Annotated in this window: 14 protein-coding genes and 1 other RNA gene; 4 read left to right on the top strand and 11 right to left on the bottom strand. The window is 68.0% G+C overall.

The window, feature by feature from the left end:
• Positions 1 to 40: 40 nt before the first annotated feature.
• Entirely contained in the window at positions 41 to 901 is an 861-nt protein-coding gene (locus tag DEH84_RS01885) for an OmpW/AlkL family protein (protein WP_159098809.1), read from the bottom strand.
• A 241-nt stretch (positions 902 to 1,142) separates the two neighbouring features.
• On the opposite strand from DEH84_RS01885, the gene dusB reads away from it, so the two are divergent.
• Genes dusB through purH form a run of 3 tightly spaced genes read left to right on the top strand, consistent with a single transcriptional unit; the run spans position 1,143 to position 4,131 of the window.
• Positions 1,143 to 2,237: a tRNA dihydrouridine synthase DusB gene (gene dusB, locus DEH84_RS01880; RefSeq protein WP_425428983.1), complete on the top strand. Its 1,095-nt coding sequence runs from the start codon at positions 1,143 to 1,145 to the stop codon at positions 2,235 to 2,237.
• A 13-nt stretch (positions 2,238 to 2,250) separates the two neighbouring features.
• The gene (locus DEH84_RS01875) at positions 2,251 to 2,487 is read left to right on the top strand and encodes a Fis family transcriptional regulator (RefSeq protein WP_109034228.1); all 237 of its coding nucleotides are present in this window, start codon (positions 2,251 to 2,253) and stop codon (positions 2,485 to 2,487) included.
• 54 nt (positions 2,488 to 2,541) lie between these two features.
• Positions 2,542 to 4,131, top strand: a complete 1,590-nt coding sequence (gene purH / locus DEH84_RS01870) for a bifunctional phosphoribosylaminoimidazolecarboxamide formyltransferase/IMP cyclohydrolase (RefSeq protein WP_109034225.1) — start codon at positions 2,542 to 2,544, stop codon at positions 4,129 to 4,131.
• Between the two features lie 54 nt (positions 4,132 to 4,185).
• Here the strand turns inward: purH and DEH84_RS01865 are convergent, their stop codons facing one another.
• The 7 genes from DEH84_RS01865 to DEH84_RS01840 form a co-directional block, all read right to left on the bottom strand.
• A complete protein-coding gene (locus DEH84_RS01865) occupies positions 4,186 to 5,577 on the bottom strand; it encodes a sensor histidine kinase (RefSeq protein ID WP_109034222.1) in 1,392 nt (463 codons plus the stop codon).
• A gap of 141 nt (positions 5,578 to 5,718) precedes the next feature.
• Positions 5,719 to 6,132 (bottom strand): type IV pilin protein, encoded by a 414-nt coding sequence (locus tag DEH84_RS01860; RefSeq protein ID WP_109034220.1) that lies wholly within the window; start codon positions 6,130 to 6,132, stop codon positions 5,719 to 5,721.
• Between the two features lie 27 nt (positions 6,133 to 6,159).
• Complete coding sequence (locus tag DEH84_RS01855; RefSeq protein ID WP_109034218.1) at positions 6,160 to 9,540, bottom strand: pilus assembly protein; 3,381 nt, start codon at positions 9,538 to 9,540, stop codon at positions 6,160 to 6,162.
• 9 nt (positions 9,541 to 9,549) lie between these two features.
• Positions 9,550 to 10,164, bottom strand: a complete 615-nt coding sequence (locus DEH84_RS01850; protein WP_109034215.1) for a pilus assembly PilX family protein — start codon at positions 10,162 to 10,164, stop codon at positions 9,550 to 9,552.
• Positions 10,161 to 10,889, bottom strand: a complete 729-nt coding sequence (locus DEH84_RS19285) for a PilW family protein (RefSeq protein WP_159099038.1) — start codon at positions 10,887 to 10,889, stop codon at positions 10,161 to 10,163. Before DEH84_RS19285 ends, DEH84_RS01850 begins: the two co-directional genes overlap by 4 nt.
• Positions 10,886 to 11,458 (bottom strand): type IV pilus modification protein PilV, encoded by a 573-nt coding sequence (gene pilV, locus DEH84_RS19025; RefSeq protein ID WP_159098808.1) that lies wholly within the window; start codon positions 11,456 to 11,458, stop codon positions 10,886 to 10,888. The genes DEH84_RS19285 and pilV overlap by 4 nt, the downstream gene beginning before the upstream one ends.
• Complete coding sequence (locus DEH84_RS01840; RefSeq protein WP_159098807.1) at positions 11,455 to 12,036, bottom strand: GspH/FimT family pseudopilin; 582 nt, start codon at positions 12,034 to 12,036, stop codon at positions 11,455 to 11,457. Before DEH84_RS01840 ends, pilV begins: the two co-directional genes overlap by 4 nt.
• A 153-nt stretch (positions 12,037 to 12,189) precedes the next feature.
• Between DEH84_RS01840 and ruvC the strand changes: the two genes are divergently transcribed.
• Positions 12,190 to 12,750 (top strand): crossover junction endodeoxyribonuclease RuvC, encoded by a 561-nt coding sequence (ruvC, locus tag DEH84_RS01835; RefSeq protein ID WP_109034208.1) that lies wholly within the window; start codon positions 12,190 to 12,192, stop codon positions 12,748 to 12,750.
• Between the two features lie 3 nt (positions 12,751 to 12,753).
• On the opposite strand, the gene DEH84_RS01830 is transcribed toward ruvC, so the two are convergent.
• The 3 genes from DEH84_RS01830 to DEH84_RS01820 form a co-directional block, all read right to left on the bottom strand.
• Positions 12,754 to 13,785, bottom strand: a complete 1,032-nt coding sequence (locus DEH84_RS01830; RefSeq protein ID WP_109038148.1) for a carbonic anhydrase — start codon at positions 13,783 to 13,785, stop codon at positions 12,754 to 12,756.
• 96 nt (positions 13,786 to 13,881) lie between these two features.
• An RNA gene (rnpB, locus tag DEH84_RS01825) (RNase P RNA component class A) lies at positions 13,882 to 14,220 on the bottom strand.
• A 9-nt stretch (positions 14,221 to 14,229) separates the two neighbouring features.
• Entirely contained in the window at positions 14,230 to 15,429 is a 1,200-nt protein-coding gene (locus tag DEH84_RS01820) for a multidrug effflux MFS transporter (protein WP_109034206.1), read from the bottom strand.
• Between the last annotated feature and the right edge of the window lies 1 nt (position 15,430).

Here is a 15,430-nt window from a genome sequence, read left to right as displayed (position 1 = left end):
CGGCGCATGCCCCCGTGCGCGGGGGGCGGGCGGCGATGCGTCAGAAGCTGTAGCCGACCGACACGGTGTACACCGACGGGTGGAAGCGGTAGGACGCCTTCTGCTCGCCGTTGGCCGTCGAGATGGTCATCTTGTTCTTGACGGAGGCCGTCATCCAGCCGGCATTGAGCGACCACTTGTCGTCGATGCGGTAGGTCACGCCCGTCTGGAACGCGAGGCCCCAGGAATCGCTCAGCTTGATGTCCACCGGGCCGTCCATGTAGACGTTGGCGCCGGCCGTGGTCTCGCGGGCCTTGAAGCGGGTGTAGTTGATGCCGACGCCAACGTAGGGGCGCAGCGCCGTGCCGCGCTCGAAGAAGCGGTAGTTGATGAAGGCCGTGGGGGCGGCCTGCTCCACGCGGGCCACGGTGGCGCCGTTGTACTTGCCGACCTGGGCGGCGGTCACCAGTGCATTGGCCGACAGCGTGGCCTGTTGAACGGTGATGCCGGGCTGCGAGGCGATGTAGCCGGCAACCTGATCACGCGTGCGGATGCCGTTGGCGGCCAGCGCCTGGTATTGCGCCGCGCGGCCCATGGTCTCCTTGCCGACGCGCAGGCGGACGTCGTGCGTGGGCGGCGTGCCCAGCACCAGTTCCGCTTCCCAGTTGTCCGTCAGGCGGCGGCTGATGGTGAAGAGCACGGTGGACTCGGGCATCACTTCCAGCTGGTTGCCGGCAGGCACTTCGACGCCGTACGGCGGCAGCGTGCCCTTCAAGTCGGTGCTGGTCGCGCGCGCAAAGATGCGCGCCACGCCCATCTTCACGGTGTACGGCGAGGCCTCGGTGTCGGCGAAAGAAGCAGCCGGCAGCGTCAGGACGGCGGCGGCGAGCAGGGAAAGGTGGAACGGCTTCATGTCAATCATGGGTGGAACGCGGAGGTACCGCACAACCATTGCATTCTCTCTGTAACGATTGCATTTGTAATGCAATGTTTATCAGGGGTTTCCCGTAGACACGGCCCGCCAGACGCTGCACAGCCCCCCAGCGCCACCCCGCGCAAGGGAGACAAGCGCCTCGCACCCGGCTATACTTCTGCCTTCTTTTTAAGCAGCCCTGTCCGCCCGCGTGGACAGGGCTGCGCTGTCTTTGACCGCCTTCCCGCCCATGTCTCCCGCCCCCCTGACCACCCGCGCGCTGCAGGTTGGCTCTGTCGAGCTGCCGAATCGCCTGTTCGTGGCGCCGATGGCGGGCGTGACGGATCGCCCCTTCCGCCAGCTTTGCAAGCAGCTGGGTGCGGGCTACGCGGTCAGCGAGATGGTGACCTCGCGCAAGGACCTGTGGCACAGCCTGAAGACCTCGCGCCGCGCCAACCACGAGGGTGAGACCGCGCCGATTGCCGTGCAGATTGCTGGCACGGACGCGGCCATGATGGCCGAGGCCGCCGCCTACAACATCGATCGCGGCGCCCAGGTCATCGACATCAACATGGGGTGCCCGGCCAAGAAGGTGTGTAACAAATGGGCGGGCTCGGCGCTGATGCAGGACGAGCCGCTCGCGCTGCAGATCGTGGAGGCCGTGGTGGCGGCCTGCCTGCCGCACAACGTGCCCGTGACGCTGAAGATGCGCACCGGCTGGAGCCAGCACAACAAGAACGCCGTGCGCATTGCCCGGGCCGCCGAGCAGGCCGGCGTGGCCATGCTGACCGTGCACGGCCGCACACGCGAGCAGGGCTACACGGGCCAGGCCGAGTACGACACGATTGCGGCGGTGAAGGCGGCGGTCGGCGTGCCGGTGGTGGCCAACGGCGACATCAACTCGCCCGAGAAGGCGCTGGCCGTGCTGCGCCACACGGGGGCCGACGCCATCATGGTGGGCCGTGCAGCGCAGGGGCGCCCCTGGATCTTCGGTGACATCGCGCATTACCTGGCCACGGGCGAGCACCGCGCGCCCCCGCTGACACAGCAGGTCCGGCAATGGCTGCTGGCGCATCTGGAAGACCACTATGGCCTGTACGGCGAGTTCGCTGGCGTGCGCACCGCGCGCAAGCACATCGGCTGGGCCGTGCGCAGTCTGCCGGGTGGCGAAACGTTTCGCGCCCACATGAACACCCTCGACAGCTGTGCCGCGCAGGTGCAGGCTGTCACGGATTTTTTCGACGCCCTCAGTCTGACGCACGACCGCTTGCCAGCGGGTGACCTGGACGCAGCCGAGGACGACGACGCGGCAACGGCCGAACACGCCGCCTGCCACGCGAACTGAGAACGACAAGAATATGAGCAAGAAGACCATCCAGGACTGCATCAAGGACAACCTCGAGAGCTACTTCCACGACCTGCGCGGCGCGGAGCCGCATGCGGTGTACGACATGGTCGTCAACGCGGTGGAACGGCCGATGCTCGAGGTGGTGATGCAGCGCGCCGAGGGCAACCAGTCCAAGGCGGCCGAATGGCTTGGCATCAACCGCAACACGCTGCGCCGCAAGCTGCTGGAGCACAAGCTCATCAAGTGAGCTGCCTCTGTTTTCGATTTCCCGCATCCACGCTCTTTTCCAGAAGGAAGAACCATGGCCCTGACCGCCCTGCTGTCCGTGTCCGACAAGACCGGCATCGTTGAATTTGCCCAGGCGTTGAACGCCCAGGGCGTGCGCCTGCTGTCCACCGGCGGCACCGCCAAGCTGCTGGCTGAAAAAGGCCTGCCCGTGACCGAGGTGTCTGAGATCACCGGCTTCCCCGAGATGCTCGACGGCCGCGTGAAGACGCTGCACCCGCGTGTGCACGGCGGCATCCTGGCCCGCCGCGACCTGCCCGAGCACATGGCCGCGCTGAAGGAACACGGCATCGACACGATCGACATGCTGGTGGTCAACCTCTACCCCTTCGCGCAAGCCACCGCCAAGGCCGACTGCACGCTGGAGAACGCCATCGAGAACATCGACATCGGCGGCCCCACCATGCTGCGCGCGGCCGCCAAGAACTGGCAGGACGTGGCCGTGATCATCGACCCGGTGGACTACGAACAGGTGCTGTCGGAAATGAAGGCCAACGGCATCACCCGCTCGACCAAGTTCATGCTGGCCAAGAAGGTGTTCGCCCACACCGCGGCTTACGACGGCATGATCACCAACTACCTGACGGCGCTGGAAGCCGGCGCCGAGCTGGCCACCGAAGCCGTGCCGGCCAGGGCCGAATACCCCGCCGTCTACAACCTGCAGCTGCACAAGGTGCAGGGCATGCGTTATGGCGAGAACCCGCACCAGTCGGCCGCCTTCTACCGTGAAGCCGCCCCCGTGGTGTCCACCCTGGCCAACTGGACCCAAATCCAGGGCAAGGAGCTGAGCTTCAACAACATCGCCGACGCCGATGCGGCCTGGGAATGCGTCAAGGCCTTTGAAGCTCCGGCTTGCGTCATCATCAAGCACGCCAACCCCTGCGGCGTGGCCGTGGGCGCCGGCCCGCTGGAGGCTTACACCAAGGCACTGAAGACCGACCCAACCTCGGCCTTCGGCGGCATCATGGCGTTCAACCGCGTGGTCGACGCCGACGTGATCGAGGCCATCAACGCCAACAAGCAGTTCGTGGAAGTGGTGATCGCACCGAAGTTCACCGACGCCGCCCGTGCAGCCTATGCCTCGAAGCAGAACGTGCGCCTGCTGGAAGTGCCGCTGGACGACGCCACCCGCAAACTGGGCAATGCCCTCGACTTCAAGCGCGTGGGCGGCGGCATGCTGCTGCAATCGGCTGACGCCATCGACATCGTGGGCGACATCAAGGTCGTGACCCAGCTGCAACCGACCGAGCAGCAGATGAAGGACATGCTGTTTGCGTGGACGGTGGCCCGCTTCGTCAAGAGCAACGCCATCGTGTTCTGCAAGGACGGCATGACCATGGGCGTGGGTGCCGGCCAGATGAGCCGCCTGGACTCGGCCCGCATTGCCTCGATCAAGGCCGGCCATGCTGGCCTGACCCTGCAAGGCACCGCCGTGGCGTCGGACGCGTTCTTCCCGTTCCGCGACGGCCTGGATGTGGTGGTGGACGCGGGCGCGACCTGCGTGATCCACCCGGGTGGTTCGATGCGCGACGACGAAGTGATTGCTGCGGCCAACGAGCGCGGCATCGCGATGGTGTTCACCGGCACGCGCCACTTCCGACACTGAACACAAGAGGCCCCGCGGGGCCTCTTTTTCATGGGGCGTACGGCCCTGCCGCGCTCACACCGGCAGGCTGAAGAAGAAGCGGGCCCCTGCCCCCACCTGGCCTTCTGCCCACACCGTGCCGCCATGTCGCTCGACGATGCGGCGCACGATGGTCAGGCCGATGCCGTTGCCCTCGACTGCCTTGCCATGCAGGCGCACGAAGGGCTGGAACAGGCTTCTGGCCTGCTCCGGCGAAAAGCCCGGCCCGTTGTCGCGCACCTCAACGACGATCTGGGCCGCGGCCTCGTCCGAACGCACGCGCACTTCCGGATGGGCCATGAGGCCGGCAAACTTGATGGCATTGCCAATCAGGTTCACGAAGACCTGCTGCAGCAGCACCGGGTCGACGGTGGCCCGCGGCAGCGGCGTGGCGGTCACGCAGGCCACCGCGTCGGCACCGTGGCTGAGCCGCAGAACATCCAGCGCGCGGCCCAGCACGTCGCCCAGCTCGGTTTCATGCCGTTCGAGCTGCGCATGGGTGACTTTGGCCAGCTCCAGCAGCTGGCTCACCAGCTGCCCGAGGCGATCGGCTTCCTGCTGCATGACGCCGAGGTAACGCGCCACCCGAACGAGGTCACCGGACTGCAGGCCCTGCTGGCAGACCTCGGCGAGGCCCTTCATGCCGCCCAACGGCCCCCGCAGGTCGTGCGAGACCATGTGATTGAAGGACTCGAGGTCGCTCACCAGCTCTTCCAGCTCGGCAGTGCGGTCCTTGACCCGCGCTTCGAGCGAAGCATTGGCTTCCCGCAGCGAGGCTTCGGCCTGACAGCGCCGCGCGATTTCACGCTCCAGCTCCATGCGCAGGCGGCCCATGGCTGCCATCAGCAGCCCCAGCCCGACCACGGCCGAGCCCATGACGCCCCAGCCGCGCAGGCCCTTCATGTCGGGCGCCACCACCAGGGGCCCGATGCCCAGCACCAGCGCGGGGTGCAGGATGAAGACGACCGCCGCCAGCACGTAGGCGCCCCCGGCAAACGAACGCATTCGGCGCACGCACAGGAAGGCGAGGTAGGCGAAGATCACCCCCGAGGCCCAGGGCCCCGCCGTGGCCCCGAGCCCCACCCACTCGAAGCCGGACCGCAGACCGAACCAGACCAGCATCCCACCGACCAGCCAGACCCCATGGCCACGCACCGGCTGCTCGATGTAGGCGCGCACCCCGACGTACAGCGCCGACACGTTGAGCGCGGCCAGCATGGCCGCCGCGGTGGCCCACTCGGGCCAGGCGGCCAGCGACGACGCGGACCCGACGGCGCGCAGCAAGGTCAGCACCATCGCCAGCGCAAACCACCTCAGACCCCAGGTGGGGCGCAGCCGATCGCCCACAGCGAAGCTGCCGGCAAGGACCACCAGGAACCCGCTGGCTGCCAGCAGGGCCCCTGCCGTGGCGTCGTCCATGAAGGTCATTGCCGTCTCCCTGCTCCCAAAGCGGAACGGCACGCCGCTTTACCGAAAAGCCGAGGTGCCGTCAGAAGTCGCCCAGCGTACACCAGGCCGGCACGCCACCGGGCATCGCGCGAGCGAGGGCATCCCCCTGGCTGCGTTCACTCACCAGCAGACGACGCCGGTGATCACCGTGGTGCCATCGAGGTTGCGGGTGCGGCCCGTTTCGTTGAGCTCGAAGGTGCCGCACGCGTCTCCCGCCTGCACCCCGGTCGGCGTGGCCGTGACGGTGAAGGCCGAGGTCGTGACTCCGGACAGGGCGAGGGTGTAGCCGGTCACCGAGGACGCCGTGTAGCCGAAGTCAGCCAGGTTGCTGCTGTAGTTGTTGATCTGACTGAAGCGCCGCTCCTGCCGCGCTGCGATGTCGAGCAAGGCGCTGCGCGCGTCGGCCCGACGGGACTTGCGCACGTAGTCGGTGTAGCTCGGGTAGGCCACCGCAGCCAGGATGCCGACGATGGCCACCGCCACCATCAGTTCGATCAGGGTGAAGCCGCGCGGGCGGTGAAGACGGATGGCCATGGAATGCCCTCTGTTCGGTTGCCGCGCTCAGCGCAGGCGGATCCAGTTGACGCGCTTGCCCTTGCCCGAGGCCGAGGGCGTGACCTCGACCGCCGTGCCGGTGCCGCGGTTGTTCTGCTGCACGAGCACCGTGCGGCCCTTGGTGGTGACGAAGCTCGGCGAGCCCGTGCCATTCAGCCCCACCCCGCCGATGCCGGTGTTGGTGGGCACCGCCACGCTGCTCGGAACCAGCGCGTTGAAGAACGACGTGGCGGGTGCCGCGCCGGTGTCGGCCTGCACCGCCATGGTGAAGCCGGCCGACGCGGTCGTGGTGCAGCTCAGGGGCTGATCCACCGCCGGGATCAGCGTGTTGACCACCATCAGGCTGTTGAACATCACCGGGTTGAACACCACCTGCTCGTTCGTGCCCGGCAGCGCCATGCGCCAGCCCATGTGGTTGTTGGACGCGGCCTCGCTGCCGCACACGGTGCTGCCACGCCAGCACACGGCGGCACGACTCACGGCCCGGTAGCCGTTCACCTCGCCATTCGTGCCGCTGACGGCGGTGATGGTCTGCGTGACCAGTTCACTGGCCGCCACCGTCGGGTAGGCCGTGGCGCCGGTGAGCGCAGCGTACCGTGCGGTGGTGCCAATGTCGTTCCAGCGGGTCATGTCGGCATCCCACACGCCGAACAGGTATTGCGTGCCGCTGGCATGGGTCGCGCCCGCGGTGGCCGTTTGCGGGAAGACCTGGCCCGTGCCCAGGTTGAGGATCACGCGCGGCGCACCGGTGGTCGACAGCGCGGACGACACGTTGACCCGCGTGGTGATGGGCAGTCCGCCGGTGGAGAACACCGGGGTGCTGCGCGCGGCCCAGTCCGAGGCCGTGCTGCTGGTCAGGTCGAAGCGCCACACATATCCAAACACGTCGCCAGCGTAGATGTAGTCGGTGATGCGGTCGCCATCCAGGTCGGCCGAGGACACGAAGGCGATGCCGTTCTTGCCACTGGCGCCCTGCGGGTCACGTGAGGGCCCGTAGCCGGTGCTGAGAAAGCGCACGGTGGGTGCTCCCGACGTGGCGTTGAACGTCACGACGAAGATGCCGGCCACGCCGTTGGCGCTGTTGCGGCCATTGCCGAAGATGAGCGCCCACTCGCCGTTGTGCAAACGGCGGATGATGGGCGTGCCATACGTATTGCCGAGGTTGTTGCCGCAGCCCGTGGCCACGTTGGCGCAGGTGAGGTTGGCCGAAGTCCACTCCCCGATCACGAGGCTGGCGGCGTTCGCTTCCGAGAAGTTCGCCGGGTTGGTCACGTCCAGCGCATAGATGGTGCCGGTGCCGGTGGCCGTGCGGCTGGCAATCTGCCCCGTGGCGTTGCCGCCGCCGCCCAGCCCGCCCACCAGCCAGGTACGCCAGGCGCCCTTGTAGAAGATCTCACCGGTACCGGGCGTGGCGTCGACATAGGCGTTGTCGATGTAGCTGGGCGAGGCGTAGCTCAGCGAGGCGGTCGTCGAGTGGATGGTGTTGAGCACCTGGGCCGGCATGTAGCCCAGCACCTCGCGCCCGTCGTTGGCGGTGGTGGCGGTCGAGAAGTTGCCCGCGGCATCGTTCGCGCCAGCCCGGAAGCCATGCAGCCAGCCATCGTTCGAGCCCGCGTAGACCACATGCGGGCGGGTGGCGTACGTGCTCTGGAAGGTGCTGTAGTTGGCCTCCACCCCCTGGGTGCCGGTGAGCCGGTCACGCCAGGTGTCCGGGTAGTTCGTGGTCGGCGGCCCCACCCAGGTCGGGCTGGCGTTCTGGATGTCGCCCAGCACGCCGGTGCGCGTGCGGAAGGTGCCGGTGCCCGACGCGGTGATCTCCTGGCTGCGGTCACCGCGCAGGTAGCTGAGACGCGACGACGTGGCCGTGGCATCACCGGCCGTCAGGGCGGTGCGCTGGGCGGTGGTCAGGTTGGTCCACTGGAAGGGGATGCCTTGCGTGCCGTTCCAGGTCAGCAGCGCACGGCTGGATGGCCCCTGAGCTGTCACCGTGGTGCCGCCCGTGGCCTGGCACGTGCCGCCGGTGAGCACGCAATGGGCATCCCAGTTGGCGGTGGTGGCCAGGCTGATGCTGTCCGTGGTGCTGTCATACAGCAGGCTGTTGGCCGTCAGCTGCCCCCAGTTGTTGGTGGCGTGGTAGTAGGCCAGGTAGACCTGGGTGCCCGCCTGCACGCGCGAAGCCTGCTGAGCGTTCACGCCGGCCGAGCTGCTGGAGGTGGCCATCTGCTCGGCCTTGAAGCAGGTGATTTCGTGGACGTTGCTGCCACCGCCCGTCGAGGCGCTGAAACCGAAGCGAAAGGTCGATGGCAAGGGGCCGTTCGATGCCGTGATGGCCTGGTCGGTCAGCACGGGCGTCGGCGCGCCGCCGTTGTAGCTGTAGGACAGGCTCAGCCGACCGTTCTGCGTGATCTTCAGTGAGTAGGTGATCGGGATGGCGTTGCCACGCGTCGGCAGGCTGACGACCTGCTGGTTCGCGATGGGCTGGGTGCTGGGCAGATCCGACCGCGCGATGTGGGGGTAGGTGAGCACAGGCTGGGTTGTTTCGGCCGGCGCCAACCGCCCGCCCCACCAGGAGCGCCGGTCGTAATCCCACAGCTTGCCCGACTTGCAGGTGTTGCGTACCGCCTCGGAGCGCTCGTCGGCACTCAGCCATGACGGGTAGTAGGCCGAGTACGACGCATTCAGCCAGCCCCACGTGATGCTCCCGCCACCACGCAGCACAATGGATCGGGGCCGAAAGCCCGGGCCCGAAGCAGAGGTGTCATCCGGATTCGAGAAGTTGCCGAACTCGTCGATGCCCAGCCCGATGTAGCCACCCCGCACCCCGTCTGCGTTGTACTTGTTATTGGAGCAGCTGTAGCCCAGCGAGCCGCCATACGCCCCCTCGCCGTCGCTGGCCGGGCGCGAGCCATCCATCAGGAAGAAGGCCAGCCCGTCGGCCCCGGGACCCGGCGTGGTGGTGGTGCCGCCATAGCCGTTGCCGCCATAGGTCACACTCGTGAAGGTCACCTGCAGGCCCTGCGACGACGGAAAGGTGAAGTCCGACACCACCGAACCAGTCTGGTCGGCGCTGTTGCGCCCGTCCCGCACGGTGTCGCCGTTGGTCAGCCGCAGCGCGCCTTGCCCCACCGGGTCTGGCAGTCGGCCGGCCACGCCGCCGACCTGCACGGTCCCGCTGTAGGAGGGGTGGCCGTTGCAGCCCGGGATGCGGGTGCTGCCGCTGGCATAGGTGCCGGCCGTAAGACACGCCCCACCGAGGCTGCGCCAGAGGTAGGCCGAGGTGGCCCCCGTCAGCGTGTCACTGATCACCAACTGCGTGTTGGCTGCCAGCGGCCACAGGGCCGCGATGCACAAGGCAACGGGTCGAAGCGCGGAAGGGTGCCATGCCATGAAGGAGCCTCAGGGATTGTCGAGCGCCGTCACCTGCGCGGTGAGGGCGTATGTGGACTGCACCACCGACACCGACGTGCCGTTGCCGCCGATGCCGTAGCTGGTGACCTGATAGAACGGTGTGCGGCCATCGGGCCCGAGCCCGAGCGAGGTGATGTGGAAGCCGGGCAGCTGGGCGTGACGCTGGACGCTGGTGTCCGACGAGCCCACGGCCATGCCGGCGGGCTGGTAGGTGAAGCGAGTCGGCCAGCTGGTGGGCTCGGTCACGATGGCACGCTGGGCGCTCGTCGTGCTGGCGCTGCCGTACAGCGGTGCGTCACAGACCTTGACCAGGCTGACCGACGTCACCGCCGTCGTGCCGGCCGCGCAGGTGTTCAGGTTGCCGGTGTAGACCGTGCTCAACCAGTTCTCGGCAAACTGCAGCGAGGTCTGGGCGGCCGCGTAGGCGCGCTGGTGCTCGCGCACGTCCCCCGCAATGCGCTCCTCGCCGACCACCTTGCGGAACAGCGTCACGCTCAGCACGGTCATCACGAGCAGCAACAACAGCGCTGTCACCAGGGCGGCACCGCGTTGTGCGCGCAACCCGGATGGCGCCCGGCAGTTTCGGTCGTCGATCTCGCTCATATGTAGTTGGCCAGGTTGATCACCTGCTGCCAGGTGCGCTGTCCATTCACGAAGGTCAGTTCGATGCGCACAGTCAGCACGCGGCTCCACTCGTCGTCACTCATCTGGGCGGCCGTCTTGTAGCGGCTGACATTGCGGTCGGTGTCGAACGTGGTGGCCGTCTCATGCACCCCGAAGGACACCGCCAGCCGGCTGACGTTGGCCAGGATGGGCTGGGCCGCCTCGCCGTCATCGACCTCGCACACCAGTTCGTTGCTCGCGTTGACGCTCAGCGCATTGAGGTAGAGCCGGGCGGTGCCCGCCGTGCCCTGGTTGGTGTCGCCCTTGCAGTTGAAGATGCCGTCCCCCGACAAGGTCTGAAAGCGCACGTAGAGCGTGTCGCCCGTGGTGCCGGTGCCCGCCTTGGCCGACACGGCCTGGCCTGCCGAGAACCTGGGCACGCTGGCCGTGGCCGTCCGGGCAGGCAGGGCATCGATCCGGGCGTTGCGCGCCGGATTCACGTGGTAGCCCGCCGCCTGCACCGTGGTGCGGATCATCTGCACCGCCATGCGCTGCGCGTCCTGCAGTTGCGACTGGGTGTCCTGCGCCAGATAGGTCGCTTTCATGTTGATGAAGACGCCGATGGCGCTGGCGACCACCAGCAGGCCGATGGCCACGGCGACCATCAGCTCGACCAGCGTGAAGCCGGCCTGCCGGTGGCAAGCAGGGGGGCGACGGCGCATCATGGCTGGACGTAGTGGGTCAGGCTCTGGTTGGACGTGCCGGCCGTGCCGCCCTGGATGGCGGGAATGTTCTCGCGCCACTGGATGGTCAGCGCGGCGTTGACGGCGCTGGCCCCGTCCGGTGGCTGCAACACCAGGGTCACGCCGATCAGGGCATCGCCCAATTGGGACTGCAGGTTGGCGGCCCAGGCCTTGAGGTCGTAGGCGGCCAGTTCGGTGCTCGAGCACGTGGCGGTCGAGCAATCCCGGTTTGCGGCAGTCAGCTCGTTCTGCGACAGGGTCACCCCGCCACCGCTGGCCGGCGTGACGCTCACGGTCAGCGCGGTGGTGCGGCCCCGGGCCAGCCCACGCCAGTAGGCCGGATTGCCCTCCATGGCCGCGGCCAGGCTGGCGGCCGACAGCGACACCAGCGAGCGCTGTCCGGACGAATATGTGCTCTTCAGGACCAGGGCCTGGGTCTTGGCCACACCCAGCAGCCCCAGGCCCAGCACCAGCAGCGCGACCGCGGCCTCGAGCAGCGCATAACCCGCCTGCCGGCGACGCGTGGACCCGACACGGCAGGCCGCGTTCATGTGCACGCGCTCCCGTCATACGCGCGCTCCTGCACGCGCCCCACGCGGTTGAGGACGACACAGCGCGTCGCCGCGTTGCTCACGGGGGTGGTGCGGATCGTCCAGGTCACGGCCGCGCCCAGGTTGAACGCAAAGCCGTCGCGGCTGAAGGTGACGCCTGAGGTGGTGTTGCTTGCGCTGACGACATCGCCGCCCGAAAAGCCGGGTTGCACGCGCACGATGCGGTCCCCGGTGTCGACCGCGCGGTTGGCATCCTGGTCGACAAAGAGGATCCAGCCGCCTTGCCAGGTGTTGGCCCCCGAGCATGACGTGCCGTTCGTGGACGCGCACAAGGTGACGGGCAACCCCTGACGCAAGGCCTCGGCCCGCGCCACGCGCATCGAAGCGGTGAGCGTGTTCATTTCAGTGAGCGTGCGATTGGCCTGTACGATCGGCTGGAACGCCGGCGCCGCCACGGCCATCAGAATGACGGACACCGTCAGCACCACCATCAGTTCGATGACCGTGAAACCACGGCACGCCGTCGGCCCGCCGCATGCGCGCCTGCCCGCCCGGCTTCGCGCCTTGTCCACCCACATCACCATCCTCGACACTGCAAGACTTCGCTGGAGTGTAAGGAACGATTTCACGAGCCGAGAAGTGCAAAAGACCGAAATCCGAGACTCTTCTTGTTGTTTAGGCGCAGCGCGCCCCGCCGTCCCCCACGCCGGACAACCGCGGGCGGAGGCCCGATGAGCCGGCGCATCCTGGGCATCGACCCCGGCCTGCAGACGACCGGCTTCGGTGTGATCGAGACCGATGGCCCGCGGCTGCGCTACCTGGCCAGCGGCACCATCCGGACCAAGGAAGCGGCCCAGGGCGACCTCCCCAACCGCCTGCGCCTGATCTTCGAGGGCGTGCGGGAGGTGGTCGCGCGCTATGAGCCGACCGACGCCTCGGTGGAGATCGTCTTCGTGAACGTCAACCCGCAGTCCACGCTGCTGCTGGGGCAGGCCCGCGGCGCCGCCATCGCGGGGCTGCTGTCGTTCACCACCTCACCCCAGGTGTCGGAATACACCGCACTGCAGATGAAGAAAGCGGTGGTGGGCCACGGGCATGCAGCCAAGGCCCAGATCCGGCACATGGTGATGCGGCTGCTGGAGTTGCCGCGCGAGCCGCACAACGACGCCGCCGACGCGCTGGGCCTGGCCATCTGCCACGCACACGCAGGCCACGCCATGGCGCAGATGGCCCGCATGACGGACCTCAGCCGCCGCACGCACGCCCAGATCAAGGGCGGGCGCGTGTACTGAGGCTCACTGCCCGTCCTTGATGAGCCGGCCGGACGCCGGCTGCACCGGCCGGGCGTTCATCGGGTAAAGCCGGCTGAACACGCCGATCTGCTGGCGCGAAACCCCGGCGGGTTGCTTCATCACCAGCCACAGCACCCCCTCGCTGCATGGCGGCGTGGTCAGCGAACCCATGTAGGTGTAGTACTGCCGCGCCTCGGGCAGCAGGCCGTTCAGGTCCAGCGGCTGCTGCGCTGCCTGCTCCAGGTGCTTTTCCAGCGGCAGGTTGTTCCACACCTGCTGCACCACCGGGTTGGCGGGCCCGGCGTCCAGCAGCACGGCCACCACGGCCAGGCGCCCTTCCGAATCCTTGTGCACCAGGTGCGCGACCATCTCGAACTGCCTGCCGTTGATGCGCTCCTCGCTGGGCCGGTGGAAATGGAACTGCAGCAGTTCATAGCGCCGACCACTCACGGTGATGCCGTTGCCCGCATCCACATTGACTTGCACCGTGTGGCCGTTGTCCGTCACCCGGAAGGCGCTGGGCCGGTAGTCGAACGCGATCGGGTCGAGCTCGACCGGGATGCCGTCGCGGATGTCGATGGGGCTCTGGCGCTTGCCCAGCATGCACTGGCGGTACTCGGGCTTGAGCTGCCCCCAGCTCTCCGGGCCCGTGGCGCCGCCATAGGCCCAGTGCACCTCGTGGCCGTGGGGGTCGACCACGCTGCCGCCGCCCGAGCCGGCCCGGGTGGGCGCCGCCTTGCTGGCCGTGGCACGGGCGCCGCGCACGGGCACGCGCACCACGGCCGGCCCTTCGCGCCGCGCGCGCACCTCGTTGATCTTCTGATCGATCATGTCGCGCAGCTCGGTCATGGAGACGTTGCTGGCCGCGCCGGATGCGGCCGGAGTCGCCTTGGGCACCGCCTGGGCCGCATGACCGTCACCGTGGGCCTCGGCCGCGTGGGCATCCGCCGCGTACGACAGCCCGATCGACAGCATGACGAGGCTGGCGTAGTACTTCAGGCGCTGGCTGGCGTGGCGGAGATCGAGGTCGGACATGGTGGGGATGTGAAAAGGGTCACTCCCCGGGTTGTCGGACGCCACCGCCCCGAACTTGAATGAGGCCGCCGCGGGCGATGCCTCATCGTGAAAAAAGTGTGAAGTCGGCCGATAGGCCGGATTCTGTGCAGTCCGTCGTCTTGCAACGCCGGACCGTGACCGCCATTCCTCTGGGCCGCCTGTCGCCAGAGCGGCTCGGTGCCACCTACCCGCACACTCCCCGGGCCAGGTCATCGTGTGCCTATTTGGTGTTGCTGCGCGTAGAGATTGCCCGTTTCACCCGAACCAGCCCGAAAGCCAGCCCGACTCGTCTCTGTTGCTCTGATCCTCACCTCGCGGTGGAGAGGTGTTACCTCCTACGCTGCCCTGTGCAGTCCGGACCTTCCTCCAGTGCGCCCTTTCGGGCCCCGCACCAGCGGCGGTCTGGCCGACTTCACCCGCGCATTATCGCCGCTGCAGCGCGATCCACGCGAACAGGCCCACCAACATCAGCAACAGCGAGGCCACCGCCAGCGCCACGGTGTCGTGCATCACCATGGGCACCACCACGCCGGCCACCACGCCGTTGGACAGCGCCCCAACAAAGGCCTGCATCGACGCCGCCATGCCGCGCCGGTCAGGGTAAAGATCCAGCACCATCAGCGTGACGACGGGCGTCATCATGGCCCAGCCCAGCGCATACAGGCCGATCGGGATGAGGGACCAGCTCACGTGCGCCGGCATCAGCATGTTGGCGGCCAGGTTCAGCACCGACACGGCCAGCATCACGCCCAGACCGATGCGGATCTGGCGGTCGCGTTCGATGCGCCCGGCCAGCCGCCCGCTGATCCAGGCGCCGCCCATGATGCCGCTGATGGTGCACAGAAAGAACCAGAAGAACTCGGTGGGTGCAAGGTGGAGGTGCTCGCCCAGGAAGGCCGGCGCCGCCAGCACATACAGGAACATGCCGTTGAAGGGCACGCCACTGGCCAGCGCCAGCAGCAGGAAGCGCGGGCTGGTGCCGATGGCCACATAGCCACGCATCAGGTTGCGCAGCACGAAGGGCTGCCGGTGCCCCACATGCAGCGACTCAGGCAGGAGACGCCAGTTGGCCACCCACAGCACCGCGCCCACGCCGGTCAGGAACCAGAACACCGCATGCCAGCCGAGATGGGCGAAGAGGAAGCCCCCGATGATGGGCGCGATGGCGGGCGCAATGCCGAAGAACAGCGTGACCTGCGACATCACCCGCTGCGCATCGGCCGGCGGGAACAGGTCGCGGATGACCGCGCGCGACACCACGATGCCCGCCCCGGTGGACAGCCCCTGCAGCGCCCGGAAGAACACCAGCTGCCCGATGCTGGTCGACAGCGCACAGCCCGCCGAGGCCAGCGTGAACACGGCGATGCCGGTCAGCACGACAGGCCGGCGGCCCAGGCTGTCGGACAGCGAGCCATGGAACAGGCTCATGAAGGCAAAGGCAAACAGGTAGGCCGACAGCGTCTGCTGGATCTGCACGGGCGTGGCCTGCAGGTCGGCCGCGATGCCCGAAAACGCCGGCAGGTAGGTGTCGACCGCGAACGGGCCCAGCATGCCGAGCGCCGCCAGCAGCACCGACAGCAGCCACATCGGGGCGCGCCACAGCGCCCGGGCGTCGGGGTGCATG

It is taken from the genome of Aquabacterium olei (assembly GCF_003100395.1).
Lineage (GTDB): Bacteria > Pseudomonadota > Gammaproteobacteria > Burkholderiales > Burkholderiaceae_C > Aquabacterium > Aquabacterium olei.
This window is presented reverse-complemented; position numbering and strand designations above follow the sequence as displayed.

Bases quoted from the DNA above. Each gene is read 5' to 3' on its own strand.
- DEH84_RS01860 (WP_109034220.1), bottom strand. From the start codon at position 6,132: ATGGCCATCCGTCTTCACCGCCCGCGCGGCTTCACCCTGATCGAACTG.
- ruvC (WP_109034208.1), top strand. From the start codon at position 12,190: ATGAGCCGGCGCATCCTGGGCATCGACCCCGGCCTGCAGACGACCGGC.
- DEH84_RS01840 (WP_159098807.1), bottom strand. From the start codon at position 12,036: ATGTGGGTGGACAAGGCGCGAAGCCGGGCGGGCAGGCGCGCATGCGGC.
- DEH84_RS01885 (WP_159098809.1), bottom strand. From the start codon at position 901: ATGATTGACATGAAGCCGTTCCACCTTTCCCTGCTCGCCGCCGCCGTC.
- dusB (WP_425428983.1), top strand. From the start codon at position 1,143: ATGTCTCCCGCCCCCCTGACCACCCGCGCGCTGCAGGTTGGCTCTGTC.
- DEH84_RS19285 (WP_159099038.1), bottom strand. From the start codon at position 10,889: ATGATGCGCCGTCGCCCCCCTGCTTGCCACCGGCAGGCCGGCTTCACG.
- DEH84_RS01875 (WP_109034228.1), top strand. From the start codon at position 2,251: ATGAGCAAGAAGACCATCCAGGACTGCATCAAGGACAACCTCGAGAGC.
- pilV (WP_159098808.1), bottom strand. From the start codon at position 11,458: ATGAACGCGGCCTGCCGTGTCGGGTCCACGCGTCGCCGGCAGGCGGGT.
- DEH84_RS01850 (WP_109034215.1), bottom strand. From the start codon at position 10,164: ATGAGCGAGATCGACGACCGAAACTGCCGGGCGCCATCCGGGTTGCGC.
- DEH84_RS01855 (WP_109034218.1), bottom strand. From the start codon at position 9,540: ATGGCATGGCACCCTTCCGCGCTTCGACCCGTTGCCTTGTGCATCGCG.
- DEH84_RS01820 (WP_109034206.1), bottom strand. From the start codon at position 15,429: ATGCACCCCGACGCCCGGGCGCTGTGGCGCGCCCCGATGTGGCTGCTG.
- DEH84_RS01830 (WP_109038148.1), bottom strand. From the start codon at position 13,785: ATGTCCGACCTCGATCTCCGCCACGCCAGCCAGCGCCTGAAGTACTAC.
- DEH84_RS01865 (WP_109034222.1), bottom strand. From the start codon at position 5,577: ATGACCTTCATGGACGACGCCACGGCAGGGGCCCTGCTGGCAGCCAGC.
- purH (WP_109034225.1), top strand. From the start codon at position 2,542: ATGGCCCTGACCGCCCTGCTGTCCGTGTCCGACAAGACCGGCATCGTT.